This is a genomic window from Citrobacter sp. R56 (assembly GCF_016811995.1).
GTDB lineage: Bacteria > Pseudomonadota > Gammaproteobacteria > Enterobacterales > Enterobacteriaceae > Citrobacter_D > Citrobacter_D enshiensis.
The window spans coordinates 3804937-3818998 of record NZ_CP069159.1; the positions used below are offsets into that span (position 1 = coordinate 3804937).

Consider the following 14062-nt stretch of genomic DNA (forward strand, 5'->3'; position numbering starts at 1 on the left):
AAAAAAGCCAGCAGGTATTATCTGCTGGCGGGTGATTTTAGGCCAGAGCCTACACCAATACTCAGTCACACATGATGTCTGCAATTTGGACCTCAGAGGTCAGGCTGTCACCTCCCATTGCATCAGTTCTTCGAGCACCTTTAAGCGCTGCGGCGCGCTCAGGCAAGCCAACCAGGACAACCCTTCTGTCGCGGTAAAGTAGTGCAGAAAAAACGGACGCATAGTCGACCTCTCCATATTGCTTCATCGGAATCCATTATTGGCCTAATATGGGGATTATAAAATTGCTGAGTTTTTCGCAGGAGTTCCTCTTTTATGTCTTCAGGTCGTCTGCAACAACAGTTCATCCGTCTGTGGCAATGCTGTGACGGAAAAACGCAAGACACCACGCTGAATGAGCTGGCGGAACTGTTAAGTTGCTCCCGCCGCCATATGCGTACGCTGCTGAACACCATGCAGGATCGCGGCTGGCTGACCTGGGAAGCCGAAGTCGGTCGCGGTAAACGCTCACGCCTGACCTTCCTCTACACCGGACTTGCGCTACAGCAACAGCGGGCGGAGGACCTGCTGGAGCAGGACCGCATAGACCAGTTGGTGCAATTAGTCGGTGACAAAACGGCCGTACGGCAAATGCTGGTTTCACATCTGGGGCGCAGCTTCCGTCAGGGCCGACATATCCTGCGTGTGCTTTACTATCGACCGATGCACAACCTGCTGCCGGGCAGCGCATTACGCCGTTCTGAAACCCACATCGCCCGGCAAATCTTCAGCGCACTAACCCGCGTAAATGAGGAAAATGGGGAACTGGAAGCTGATATTGCCCATCACTGGCAGCAAATTTCCCCTTTGCAATGGCGATTCTTTCTGCGACCGGGGATTCATTTTCACCACGGGCGAGAGCTGGAAATGGAAGATGTGGTGGCGTCTCTCACGCGCGTCAACGCCCTGCCGCTCTACTCGCACATTACGCAGATTGTCTCTCCGACAACCTGGACGCTGGATATCCATCTCTCGCAACCCGATCGCTGGCTTCCGTGGTTGTTAGGCCAGGTTCCGGCGATGATCCTGCCGCGAGAATGGGAAACCCTGAACAATTTCTCCAGCCATCCAATAGGTACTGGCCCTTATGCCGTGATGCGCAATACGCGTAATCAGCTGAAGATCCACGCCTTTGACGATTACTTTGGCTATCGGGCACTCATTGATGAAGTGAATGTTTGGGTATTACCGGACATTAGCGAAGAACCGGCGTGCGGCCTGATGCTCGAAGGCACTGTAGAAAGTGAAAAGGCCATTGAGAGTCGTCTTGAGGAAGGCTGTTACTATTTACTCTTTGATGCGCGAACCCATCGCGGTGCCAATCAGCACGTCAGAGAGTGGGTAAGCCACGTGCTTTCTCCCACCCATTTGCTTTACCACGCCGATGAGCAGTACCAGCGCCTGTGGTTCCCCGCCTATGGATTACTGCCCCGCTGGCACCATGCCCGGCCGGGACGCGGTGAAAAACCTGCAGGGCTGGAAACCCTGACGCTGACGTACTATCGCGAACACATTGAACATCGGGTTATCGCCCAGATCATGAGCGCCCTGCTGGCAGAACACCAGGTTCACCTGAATATTCAGGAGATCGACTACGATCAGTGGCACGCAGGCGAGATCGAGAGCGACATCTGGCTCAACAGCGCCAACTTTACGTTGCCGCTCGATTTCTCACTGTTCGCTCACTTATGCGAAGTGCCTCTGCTACAAAACTGTATCCCACGAGACTGGAAAGAAGATGCCGCGCAGTGGCACGCAGGCGAGATGAATCTGGCCGCGTGGTGCCAACAGTTGCTCGCCAGCAAAGCGATTGTGCCGCTTATTCACCACTGGCTGATCATTCAGGGACAACGCAGTATGCGCGGCTTGCGGATGAATACGCTCGGCTGGTTCGACTTTAAATCGGCGTGGTTTGCCCCACCGGATCCTTAACCCTTTTGATCTCTTCACGTAATCATTACAATGTGCCGTTCTCAACGGGGTGCTGCGCCATGTGCGCGGGCTGAGAAAATACCCGTCGAACCTGATCCGGATAACGCCGGCGAAGGGATTTGAGGCTAATGCTCAAGTCCTTTGCCACTCTTTTACTGAGGTGCAAAGTGTTAAAAAAATGTCTTCCCTTACTGGTGCTGTGTGCTGCACCGGTCTTCGCTAAACCGATCCTGACCGTGTACACCTACGACTCTTTCGCTGCCGACTGGGGACCCGGTCCCACCATCAAGAAAGCTTTCGAAGCCGACTGCCAGTGCGAACTGAAAATGGTGGCGCTGGAAGATGGCGTCTCGTTGCTTAATCGCCTGCGTATGGAAGGGAAGAACAGCAAAGCGGATGTGGTGCTTGGGCTGGACAACAACCTGCTCGAGGCAGCCACGCGAACCAAACTGTTTGCGAAAAGCGGCATTGCGCCTGATGCCGTCAACGTACCTGGCGGTTGGCAGAACGAGACCTTTGTCCCCTTCGACTACGGTTACTTCGCGTTTGTTTATGACAAAAACAAGCTGAAAAACCCGCCCAAAAGCCTGAAGGAGCTCGTCGAAAGCGACCAGAAATGGCGCGTGATTTATCAGGATCCGCGTACCAGCACGCCGGGTCTTGGACTGATGTTGTGGATGCAGAAAGTCTATGGCGATAAGGCCCCCGAAGCCTGGCAGAAACTGGCGGCCAAAACGGTCACCGTCACCAAAGGCTGGAGCGAAGCCTATGGCCTGTTCCTGAAAGGGGAAAGCGATCTGGTGCTGAGCTACACCACCTCTCCGGCGTATCACATTATCGAAGAGAAAAAAGACCATTACGCTGCGGCAAACTTCAGCGAAGGCCACTATTTGCAGGTAGAAGTCGCCGCGCGTACCGCCGCCAGCAAGCAGCCGGAACTGGCAGAGAAATTCCTCAAATTTATGGTTTCTCCGGCATTCCAGAACGCCATCCCCACCGGCAACTGGATGTACCCTGTCACCCACGTCACGCTGCCCGCCGGGTTTGATCAGTTGACCAAACCGGCCACTACGCTGGAGTTCACTCCTGCTGAAGTGGCCTCTCAACGTCAGGCATGGATCAGCGAATGGCAACGCGCCGTCAGCCGTTAATTCCCGGCTGGCTGATACCCGGACTTTCCGCCGCCACGCTGATAGTGGCGGTTGCTCTGGCCGCATTTCTGGCGCTCTGGCTTAACGCGCCGCAGGGAGAATGGCTCTCGCTTTGGCAGGACTGCTACCTGTGGCACGTGGTGCGTTTTTCGTTCTGGCAGGCGTTTCTCTCGGCTCTGCTGTCGGTGGTCCCGGCGATTTTCCTTGCCAGGGCGCTTTACCGACGCCGCTTCCCCGGTCGTCTGGCGTTATTACGCTTGTGCGCCATGACCCTGATTCTGCCGGTGCTGGTCGCCGTTTTCGGTATTCTCAGCGTCTACGGTCGCCAGGGCTGGCTCGCCACACTCTGGCAAGCGCTGGGGCTGGAGTGGCATTTCTCGCCTTACGGGTTGCAGGGCATTTTGCTGGCGCACGTCTTTTTTAATCTGCCGATGGCCAGCCGCTTGCTGCTACAGGCGCTGGAAAACATCCCCGGCGAACAGCGACAGCTCGCGGCGCAGTTAGGCATGCGCGGCTGGAATTTCTTCCGCTTTGTGGAGTGGCCGTGGTTACGTCGGCAAATCCCTCCGGTGGCGGCGCTCATTTTTATGCTCTGCTTCGCCAGTTTTGCGACCGTGCTTTCACTCGGCGGCGGCCCCCAGGCCACCACCATCGAGCTGGCGATTTACCAGGCTCTCAGTTACGACTTCGATCCTGCGCGGGCGGCCATACTGGCGTTGATCCAGATGACATGCTGCCTGGCGCTGGTGCTGCTTAGCCAGCGTTTAAGCAAGACCATTGCGCCGGGGACGACGCTGGTGCAAGGCTGGCGCGATCCGGACGATCGCCTGCATAGCCGCCTGACCGACGCAGCGCTGATTATTCTGGCGCTGTTGCTGCTACTGCCTCCGCTATTGGCGGTCATTGTTGACGGTTTTAACCGCCATTTGCTGGATGTCCTCGCACAACCTGTGCTCTGGCAGGCTCTTTGGACCTCGCTGCGGATCGCACTGGCCGCCGGTTTGCTGTGTGTGGTTCTGACCATGATGCTGTTGTGGAGTAGCCGAGAACTGCGGGCACGGCAACAAGTGCTGGCAGGTCAAACGCTGGAATTGAGCGGCATGTTGATTCTTGCCATGCCCGGCATCGTCCTGGCGACAGGCTTTTTTCTGCTGTTGAACAACAGCATCGGTTTGCCGGAATCCGCAGACGGGATTGTGATTTTCACCAATGCGTTAATGGCGATACCTTACGCACTGAAAGTGCTGGAGAACCCAATGCGAGACGTGACGGCACGTTACAGTATGCTGTGTCAGTCGCTGGGTATCGAGGGATGGTCACGCCTGAACGTGGTGGAACTGCGCGCGCTGAAACGACCGCTGGCGCAGGCACTGGCGTTTGCCTGCGTACTTTCGATTGGCGATTTTGGCGTCGTCGCCCTGTTCGGCAACGATGATTTCCGCACGCTGCCATTTTATCTGTACCAGCAGATTGGCTCTTACCGCAGTCAGGACGGGGCGGTAACGGCATTATTGCTGCTGATACTCTGCTTTATGCTCTTTACCGTGATTGAAAAACTACCGGGGCGACATGCTAACTCTGACTGATATCACCTGGCTTTATCACCATTTGCCGATGCGTTTTACGCTTTCTGTGGAACGCGGCGAACAGGTGGCGGTGCTGGGGCCAAGCGGCGCCGGGAAAAGCACCTTGCTGAACCTCGTTGCCGGATTCCTCGCGCCCGCCAGCGGTACTCTGCTGATTGAAGGCGAGGATCACACCACCACGCCCCCGGCCCGTCGCCCGGTCTCGATGCTGTTTCAGGAAAATAACCTGTTCAGCCATCTGACGGTGCAACAAAACATCGGTCTTGGGCTTGATCCGGGACTGAAGCTCAATGCGCTCCAGCGGGAGAAAATTCAGCATATTGCCCGCCAGATGGGCATCGATAACCTGATGGCGCGTTTACCGGGCGAGCTTTCCGGCGGTCAGCGCCAACGTGCGGCGCTGGCGCGCTGCCTGGTCCGCGAACAGCCGGTGCTGCTGCTCGACGAACCGTTTTCCGCACTCGACCCCGCCCTGCGCCAGGAGATGCTGACGTTGGTCAGCGACGTGTGCCGCGAACGGCAATTGACCTTGCTGATGGTGTCTCACAGCATAGAGGACGCGGCGCGTATTGCGACACGTTCCGTCGTGGTGGCCGACGGGCGCATCGCGTGGCAGGGTAATACCGATGAATTACTGAGCGGCAAGGCCAGCGCGTCGGCGCTGTTGGGAATTAAAGCATAAATAGCATTGCCGGATGGCGGCGTGTAGGCCGGATAAGGTGAAACCGCCATCCGGCATAAACCGACCTCAGTAGCCCACGACTTTTCGCAGAATATCAAGATAGACCGGCATTAGTGGGTGACGTAGCAACGCCACCAGCGCCATCACACCGATAGCGAGGAGCGCCGGGGTCAGCCACAACAAGCGGCCACGCGGCAAAAAGGAGGTCAGACGATCGGGGGCAGCCTTACCAAAACGCCATAACCGCCAGCACAGCCAGCCTGCGACCCACAGCAGCAGCGCCGTGGCCAGTAACAGCCATTTAAAACCGCCACTCTGCATGCCCTCGGGAATGTCGATCGCCGCACCGGCCAGGATCCCCGGCAAAAAATAGAAAGGCGGCCACAGTACGCAGCCAATGATATTGGGTATGACGAACTTCGCGATCGGCAGATCCAGCATTCCCGCTACCATCGGCACCAGCGGGCGGGTGGGTCCCACAAAACGCCCCACCAGAATGGTGAACATGCTGTGCTGATGCAGCGCATGCTCGGTTTTATCCAGCAGCGCTTTGTTCTTTTTCATGAATGACCAGCGGTGCAACGGTTTTTTAAAGCGCCACCCCAGCCAGAAAGAGATCCAGTCGCCCAGTAAACATCCCACAATGCCCGCCAGCCAGGCATGCCAGAAATTCACTTCTCCGCTGCCAATGAGCGCCCCCAGCCCTGCCATCAGTACTGTGCCAGGTAAGAGCAGGCCGACCAACGCCAGCGACTCCAGAAAGGCCACCAGCATGACCGCAATTAACGAATAGAGGGTGGATTGGAGAATAAAGTGTTCCAGCAATGCTTGCATAGTATGCCCGTCAGTTTTACGAAGCTGGGATTCTGCAAACCCTATCACACTTCGTCAAGCCATCATTTATCTGAATAGTTTACGGGTTATGACACTTTTGCAGACACATCATTCACTTTTTATTCACATCCGGCACGGAATTCGCTTGGGCTGGCCCCGGTACATTTCTTGAAGACGCGGGAGAAATAGAGCTGATCGTCAAACCCCACATTACGCCCAACGGTGGCAATCGGCATTCGTGTTGTACTGAGCAACAGTTTCGCCTGACTGATACGCTGATCTTCACGCCAGCTCAGCACACTGATGCCAAGTTGCTGACGGAACAGGTGCGACAAACGGGAAGGCGACAGGCAAACATGCTGCGCCACGCTGGCAATATCGAAATGGCTGTCCGCCAGGTGATCGCTGATGTACTGGCAGGCGTCACGCACACGGTTATCCATCGGCGGGTGTAGCGATTCGTTGATCGCTTCCATGCGGCGCAACAGCAGTTGCTCCAGCAGGTTTATCGCCAGGAGTTCAGAGTAACGCCCTTCCCCCTGTCCGGCGTTAATAATCTGACCGAACATGTCATTGAAATGGGGCTGATGGGCCTCATCCGGGCGATAAAATCCCGTCTGAGCAAAAATTGTCGGCCAGGCCAGCCATTCTTGCCAGTAGGCTCGCGGGCGAAAGTAGACCCACTGGTGATACCACTCGCTGGCGTCGGGGTGGCGTCCATAATGGTGAACTTCGCCTGGCGGAAACAGTAAAATATCCCCCGGGCGGCAGATAAACTGTTTCCCGTGGTTATTGATAACCCCTTCGCCGCGAACGGTCAGATTAAGAATGTAACCCTTCATCCCCAACGGCCTGTCGATAAAAAAATCCAGGTATCCGTTGGCTTCAATAGGGGTTAACCCCGCCACCAGATGTGCGTTAAACGAGTACCCCGGCAGCAGAGGATCATTTTGTATTTCAGCCATAAATTCATTACTCCGGGCGTTCTGTGAAGAAACAAATTGTCCATATTGTGTGTGGCACCCTCAATTTCACCGCTTCCGGCCGCCACGATTTCAGTGGTGGAGCACCAACCCGCATGTGAAAAGCATCCTGTAACAAATCCACACAACAGAGGTGACGAAAACGGGTAACAAAAGTGTCTATAACTACGGCAGAAATGTCCACATTGATTATTTGCACAGCGTCACACTTTGCGATGGCACAGCATTTTAATCCATAAGATTAGCGGATCCTGCCTGACGGTTTTTATCCCCACTATCTACTGTTTCTCCATACCTGTTTTTTTGGATGGAGTAAGACGATGGCGATTGCAATTGGCCTCGATTTTGGCAGTGATTCTGTACGAGCTTTGGCGGTGGAATGCGCCACCGGCGAAGAGATCGCCACCAGCGTAGAATGGTATCCACGCTGGCAGGAAGGGCGTTATTGCGACGGTCCGAATAACCAGTTCCGCCATCATCCGCGCGACTATATTGAGTCGATGGAATCCGCACTGAAAACCGTCCTGGCTGAACTCAGCGCATCACAGCGCGCAGAGGTGGTCGGGATTGGCGTTGACAGCACCGGCTCCACACCGGCCCCCATTGATGCCGACGGCCATGTTCTCGCCCTGCGCCCGGAGTTCGCCGACAACCCAAACGCGATGTTTGTCCTGTGGAAAGACCACACCTCGGTAGAAGAAGCGGAAGAGATTACCCGTCTGTGTCATACGCCGGGCAAGGTTGATTACTCCCGTTACATTGGCGGCATTTACTCCAGCGAATGGTTCTGGGCCAAAATTCTGCATGTTACCCGCGAGGATAGTGCCGTCGCGCAAGCCGCCGTTTCATGGATTGAGCTGTGCGACTGGGTGCCCGCCCTGCTCTCCGGCACCACCCGCCCGCAGGATATTCGCCGTGGTCGCTGCAGCGCCGGACACAAATCACTGTGGCATGAAAGCTGGGGAGGACTCCCCCCCGCCAGTTTCTTCGACGAACTTGATCCGCTGCTTAACCGCCACTTGTCTTACCCGATGTTTACCGAAACGTTTACTGCCGACATTCCCGTCGGAACGCTTTGTGCAGAGTGGGCGCAGCGCCTCGGTTTGCCGGAAGGCGTGGTGATTTCCGGCGGCGCGTTTGACTGCCATATGGGCGCCGTCGGCGCTGGCGCGCAGCCAAATGCGCTGGTGAAAGTGATCGGGACGTCCACCTGCGACATCCTGATTGCCGACAAAGACAGCGTCGGCGAGCGTGCGGTGAAAGGGATTTGTGGGCAGGTCGACGGCAGCGTGGTGCCCGGTTTTATCGGCCTGGAAGCCGGTCAATCCGCCTTTGGCGATATCTACGCCTGGTTTGGTCGCATTCTCAGTTGGCCGCTGGAACAGTTTGCCGCCCAGCATCCTGAACTGAAAGATCAGATCAATGCCAGCCAGAAGCAGCTCTTACCCGCACTGACCGAAGCGTGGGCAAAAAATCCGTCGCTGGATCACCTGCCTGTGGTGCTCGACTGGTTTAACGGTCGTCGCACGCCAAACGCTAACCAGCGCCTGAAAGGGGTGATCACCGATCTCAACCTCGCTACCGATGCGCCAGCGCTGTTTGGCGGCCTGATCGCCTCCACGGCCTTTGGCGCACGCGCCATCATGGAATGCTTTACCGAACAAGGCATTGCGGTCAATAACGTGATGGCGCTCGGCGGTATCGCCCGTAAAAACGTCAGCGTTATGCAGGCGTGCTGCGACGTGCTCAATCGCCCACTACAAATTGTTGCCTCCGATCAATGTTGCGCGCTCGGCGCAGCGATTTTTGCCGCCGTCGCCGCAAAGGTACACGCCGACATTCCTGCCGCGCAGGACAAAATGGCGAGCGCAGTCGAGCACACGCTGCAACCTCGCCCGCAACAGGCCCAACGTTTTGAACAGCTTTATCGTCGCTACCAACAGTGGGCGATAAGCGCTGAACAACACTATCTCCCGACTGCCGCCCCGGCGCCAAAAGCCCCGGAAGCCCAGGCAACCCTGACTCATTAAGGACACGACAATGACGATTTTTGATAATTACGAAGTGTGGTTTGTGATTGGTAGCCAGCATCTGTATGGTCCTGAAACCCTGCGTCAGGTGACTCAGCATGCCGAGCACGTCGTAAAAGCACTGAATACCGAAGCCAAACTGCCGTGCAAACTGGTCCTCAAACCGCTGGGCACGCGCCCGGATGAGATCACCGCTATCTGCCGCGACGCCAATTATGACGAAAAATGTGCCGGTATGGTGGTGTGGTTGCATACCTTCTCTCCGGCCAAAATGTGGATCAACGGTCTGACGATCCTCAACAAACCGCTGCTGCAATTCCACACCCAGTTCAATGCCGCTCTGCCGTGGGACAGCATCGATATGGACTTTATGAACCTGAACCAGACCGCACACGGCGGCCGCGAGTTCGGTTTTATCGGCGCACGTATGCGTCAGCAGCACGCGGTTGTCACCGGTCACTGGCAGGACAAACAGGCACACGAGCGTATTGGTTCGTGGATGCGCCATGCCGTCTCCAAACAGGACACCCGTCATCTGAAAGTGTGCCGTTTTGGCGATAACATGCGTGAAGTGGCGGTGACGGACGGCGATAAAGTGGCCGCGCAGATCAAGTTTGGCTTCTCCGTTAATACTTGGGCGGTGGGCGATCTGGTGCAGGTGGTGAACGCCATCAGCGACGGCGACATTAACGCGCTCATCGACGAGTACGAAAGCAGCTACAGCCTGACCCCGGCCACGCAGATCCACGGTGATAAACGTCAGAATGTGCGTGAAGCGGCGCGCATTGAGCTGGGTATGAAGCGCTTCCTCGAGCAAGGCGGATTCCATGCCTTCACCACTACGTTTGAAGATTTACACGGCCTGAAACAGCTTCCTGGCCTCGCCGTACAACGCCTGATGCAGCAAGGCTACGGCTTTGCCGGTGAAGGCGACTGGAAAACCGCCGCCCTGCTTCGCATCATGAAGGTGATGTCAACCGGTCTGCAGGGCGGCACCTCCTTTATGGAGGATTACACTTACCACTTCGAGAAAGGCAACGATCTGGTGCTCGGCTCGCATATGCTGGAAGTGTGCCCTTCGATTGCCGTGGAGGAAAAACCGATCCTCGATGTGCAGCACCTCGGCATTGGCGGTAAAGATGACCCTGCCCGTCTGATCTTCAATACCCAAACGGGTCCGGCAGTCGTCGCCAGCCTGATTGATCTGGGTGATCGCTACCGTCTGTTGGTCAACTGCATCGACACGGTAAAAACGCCGCACGACCTCCCGAAACTGCCGGTGGCCAACGCCCTGTGGAAAGCGCAACCCGACCTGCCAACCGCGTCCGAGGCCTGGATCCTCGCCGGTGGCGCGCACCATACCGTCTTCAGTCATGCGCTGGATCTGAACGACATGCGCCAGTTCGCTGAAATGCACGACATCGAAATCAGCGTCATCGATAACGACACCCGCTTGCCTGCCTTTAAGGATGCGCTGCGCTGGAACGAGGTCTATTACGGCTTTAAACGCTAAGCGTCGTATCGGAATGCCCGGTGGCGCTGCGTTTACCGGGCCTACGCTCTTGTAGGCCGGATAAGCGCAGCGCCATCCAGCACACAGGAGCCAACATGTTAGAAGATCTCAAACGCCAGGTGTTAGAAGCCAATCTGGCGTTACCAAAACACAATCTGGTGACCCTCACCTGGGGGAACGTCAGCGCGGTCGACCGGGAACACGGCGTATTCGTGATTAAACCCTCTGGCGTCGATTACAGTGTGATGACTGCTGATGATATGGTGGTCGTGAGCATCGCCACCGGAGACGTCGTTGAAGGTACGAAGAAACCCTCTTCCGATACGCCGACCCACCGACTGCTGTATCAGGCGTTTCCGACAATCGGCGGAATCGTTCACACCCACTCACGCCACGCCACCATCTGGGCGCAGGCGGGTCAATCGATCCCGGCCACAGGAACGACCCACGCCGATTATTTCTATGGCGCCATTCCCTGCACCCGTAAAATGACCGATGCGGAAATCAACGGCGAATACGAATGGGAAACCGGCAATGTGATCGTCGAAACCTTTGAAAAACAGGGGATTGATGCAGCACAAATGCCCGGCGTGCTGGTGCACTCCCACGGCCCGTTTGCGTGGGGAAAAACGGCAGAAGACGCCGTTCATAACGCCATTGTGCTGGAAGAAGTGGCCTATATGGGCATTTTCTGTCGTCAGCTCGCACCGCAATTGCCGGATATGCAACAGACGCTGCTGGATAAGCATTACCTGCGCAAGCATGGCGCAAAAGCCTACTACGGGCAATAAACGTGTAGCCAGGGGTCGCCACGTTTCACTGGAATGACACCTGTATAAAACCACAGCAAAATCACCTAAACCAGGCTATAATAACGCCTGGTTTTTTTGATGGGTACACAGCGTGGCGCAGGCAGGTTTTATTTTAACCCGGCACTGGCGGGATACCCCGCAGGGAACGGAAGTCTCATTCTGGCTGGCGACGGACAATGGTCCATTGCAGGTCACGCTCGCGCCGCAGGAGTCCGTGGCTTTTATCCCCGTCGATCACATTCCCCGCGCCACTTCACTGTTAAGCACTGAAAATGGCTATCGTATCGCGCCGCTCAATTTGCGTGATTTTCACCGCCAGCCAGTTTCCGGTTTGTATTGCCGCTCCCATCGACAGCTTATGCGTCTGGAAAAACGGCTGAAAGAAAACGGCATTACGGTCTATGAAGCCGATGTACGCCCGCCGGAACGCTATCTGATGGAGCGGTTTATCACCTCTCCGGTGTGGGTCGATGGCGACCACCATCATGGCGCCATCGTAAATGCGCGCCTGAAACCCAATCCGCACTATCGACCACCGCTGAAGTGGGTATCGCTGGATATCGAAACCAATCGCCACGGCGAGCTTTACTGCATTGGTCTGGAAGGCTGCGGCCAACGTACTGTTTATATGATCGGCCCGGAGAATGGTGATGCCCGGGCGCTGGATTTTGAGCTCGAATATGTGGCGAGCCGCCCTCTGTTGCTGGAGAAACTCAACACCTGGTTTGCCCAACACGATCCTGACGTGCTCATTGGCTGGAATGTGGTGCAGTTCGATTTACGCGTCCTGCAAAAACATGCTGAACGCTATCGCATTCCTCTGTGTCTGGGGCGCGAGAGGACAGCGCTGGAATGGCGCGAGCACGGCTTTAAAAACGGGGTGTTCTTCGCTCAGGCAAAGGGACGGCTCATTATCGACGGCATTGAAGCGCTGAAATCCGCGTTCTGGAATTTCTCCTCATTTTCTCTGGAGACCGTTTCGCAGGAGCTGCTCGGTGAAGGGAAATCCATCGATAATCCCTGGGATCGCATGGACGAAATTGACCGCCGTTTCGCCGAAGATAAACCCGCACTGGCCACCTATAACCTGAAAGATTGCGAGCTGGTCACGCAGATTTTTCACAAAACGGACATCATGCCGTTTTTACTGGAACGCGCAACGGTCAACGGTCTGCCCGCCGATCGTCACGGTGGCTCGGTCGCCGCCTTCGGGCACCTCTATTTTCCGCGTATGCACCGCGCCGGTTATGTGGCGCCAAATCTGGGGGAAGTGCCGCCCTTAGCCAGCCCCGGCGGTTATGTGATGGACTCTCGCCCCGGCCTGTATGACTCGGTGCTGGTACTGGATTACAAAAGCCTGTACCCCTCAATCATCCGCACTTTTCTTATTGATCCGGTTGGTCTGGTGGAAGGCATGGCGCAGCCCGATCCCACACACAGTACCGAAGGATTCCTCGACGCCTGGTTCTCGCGGGAAAAACACTGTCTGCCGGAGATCGTTACCCAGATTTGGCTCGGGCGCGACGAGGCAAAGCGTCACGGCAATAAACCACTTTCGCAGGCGCTGAAGATCATCATGAATGCGTTTTACGGCGTGCTCGGCACCACCGCCTGCCGCTTTTTCGATCCCCGGCTCGCTTCCTCGATCACCATGCGCGGCCACGCGATCATGCGCCAGACCAAAGCGCTCATTGAAGAACAAGGCTATGACGTGATCTATGGCGATACCGACTCCACATTCGTCTGGCTAAAGGGCGCGCACTCGGAAGAGGAGGCGGCGAAAATAGGCCGTTCGCTGGTACAGCATGTCAATGCGTGGTGGGCGCAGTCGTTACAACAACAGCAGTTAACCAGCGCGCTGGAACTGGAGTTTGAAACCCACTTCTGCCGCTTTCTGATGCCCACTATTCGCGGGGCGGATACCGGCAGCAAAAAGCGTTATGCCGGGATGATTCAGGAAGGCGACGCGCAGCGGATGGTGTTCAAAGGTCTGGAAACGGTACGCACCGACTGGACGCCGCTGGCGCAGCAGTTCCAGCAGGAGCTGTATCTGCGTATTTTTCGTAACGAGCCGTATCAGGATTATGTGCGGGAAACCATAGATAAACTGATGGCGGGAGAGCTGGACGAAAGGTTGGTCTATCGTAAACGTCTGCGTCGTCCATTAAGTGAATATCAACGAAATGTCCCTCCACACGTTCGCGCAGCCCGGCTCGCCGATGAGCAGAACCTGGCGCGCGGGCGACCTGCGCAGTATCAGAATCGCGGTACCATAAAATATGTGTGGACCACAAACGGCCCCGAACCTGTGGATTATCAACACTCGCCGCTGGATTACGAGCACTACCTGACGCGCCAGCTACAGCCCGTGGCAGAAGGAATTCTTCCCTTTATTGATGATAATTTTGCTACACTACTGACTGGGCAACTGGGGTTATTTTGACGCGTGACGAATGCGCCGCCATCCAGTACCATAGCGCCCTTTCCACTCCTGGACCCA

At 56.2% G+C, this 14062-nt stretch carries 11 protein-coding genes and 1 riboswitch; of the genes, 8 read left to right on the plus strand and 3 right to left on the minus strand.

The window, feature by feature from the left end; translation table 11 throughout:
- Positions 1-99: 99 nt before the first annotated feature.
- Positions 100-222 carry a glucose uptake inhibitor SgrT gene (sgrT, locus tag JM656_RS17980; RefSeq protein ID WP_203358942.1) on the minus strand — a complete coding sequence of 41 codons (123 nt, stop codon included), beginning with the start codon at positions 220-222 and terminating at the stop codon, positions 100-102.
- Between the two features lie 93 nt (positions 223-315).
- On the opposite strand from sgrT, the gene sgrR reads away from it, so the two are divergent.
- The 4 genes from sgrR (at position 316) to thiQ (ending at position 5390) form a co-directional block, all read left to right on the plus strand.
- Positions 316-1971 carry an HTH-type transcriptional regulator SgrR gene (gene sgrR / locus JM656_RS17985; protein WP_203358943.1) on the plus strand — a complete coding sequence of 552 codons (1656 nt, stop codon included), beginning with the start codon at positions 316-318 and terminating at the stop codon, positions 1969-1971.
- Positions 1972-2006: 35 nt separating this feature from the next.
- A riboswitch (TPP riboswitch) is annotated at positions 2007-2107 on the plus strand.
- 31 nt (positions 2108-2138) lie between these two features.
- Positions 2139-3122, plus strand: coding sequence for a thiamine ABC transporter substrate binding subunit (thiB, locus tag JM656_RS17990; RefSeq protein ID WP_203358944.1), 984 nt, complete (start codon positions 2139-2141; stop codon positions 3120-3122).
- Entirely contained in the window at positions 3098-4708 is a 1611-nt protein-coding gene (gene thiP / locus JM656_RS17995; protein WP_203358945.1) for a thiamine/thiamine pyrophosphate ABC transporter permease ThiP, read from the plus strand. The genes thiB and thiP overlap by 25 nt, the downstream gene beginning before the upstream one ends.
- Positions 4692-5390, plus strand: coding sequence for a thiamine ABC transporter ATP-binding protein ThiQ (thiQ, locus tag JM656_RS18000; protein ID WP_203358946.1), 699 nt, complete (start codon positions 4692-4694; stop codon positions 5388-5390). The genes thiP and thiQ overlap by 17 nt, the downstream gene beginning before the upstream one ends.
- A 66-nt stretch (positions 5391-5456) precedes the next feature.
- Here thiQ and JM656_RS18005 read toward each other — a convergent pair whose 3' ends face one another.
- The gene (locus JM656_RS18005; RefSeq protein WP_203358947.1) at positions 5457-6224 is read right to left on the minus strand and encodes a DedA family protein; all 768 of its coding nucleotides are present in this window, start codon (positions 6222-6224) and stop codon (positions 5457-5459) included.
- 119 nt (positions 6225-6343) lie between these two features.
- Positions 6344-7189 carry an arabinose operon transcriptional regulator AraC gene (araC, locus tag JM656_RS18010; protein WP_203358948.1) on the minus strand — a complete coding sequence of 282 codons (846 nt, stop codon included), beginning with the start codon at positions 7187-7189 and terminating at the stop codon, positions 6344-6346.
- Positions 7190-7527: 338 nt separating this feature from the next.
- Here araC and araB point away from each other — a divergent pair, with 338 nt between their 5' ends.
- From araB to polB, 4 genes are all read left to right on the plus strand, one after another.
- Positions 7528-9237 (plus strand): ribulokinase, encoded by a 1710-nt coding sequence (araB, locus tag JM656_RS18015; RefSeq protein ID WP_203358949.1) that lies wholly within the window; start codon positions 7528-7530, stop codon positions 9235-9237.
- 10 nt (positions 9238-9247) lie between these two features.
- Positions 9248-10750, plus strand: coding sequence for an L-arabinose isomerase (araA, locus tag JM656_RS18020; RefSeq protein WP_203358950.1), 1503 nt, complete (start codon positions 9248-9250; stop codon positions 10748-10750).
- A gap of 95 nt (positions 10751-10845) precedes the next feature.
- A complete protein-coding gene (gene araD / locus JM656_RS18025) occupies positions 10846-11541 on the plus strand; it encodes an L-ribulose-5-phosphate 4-epimerase (protein ID WP_192611056.1) in 696 nt (231 codons plus the stop codon).
- Positions 11542-11653: 112 nt separating this feature from the next.
- Positions 11654-14005 carry a DNA polymerase II gene (polB, locus tag JM656_RS18030; RefSeq protein WP_203358951.1) on the plus strand — a complete coding sequence of 784 codons (2352 nt, stop codon included), beginning with the start codon at positions 11654-11656 and terminating at the stop codon, positions 14003-14005.
- Positions 14006-14062 lie beyond the last annotated feature (57 nt).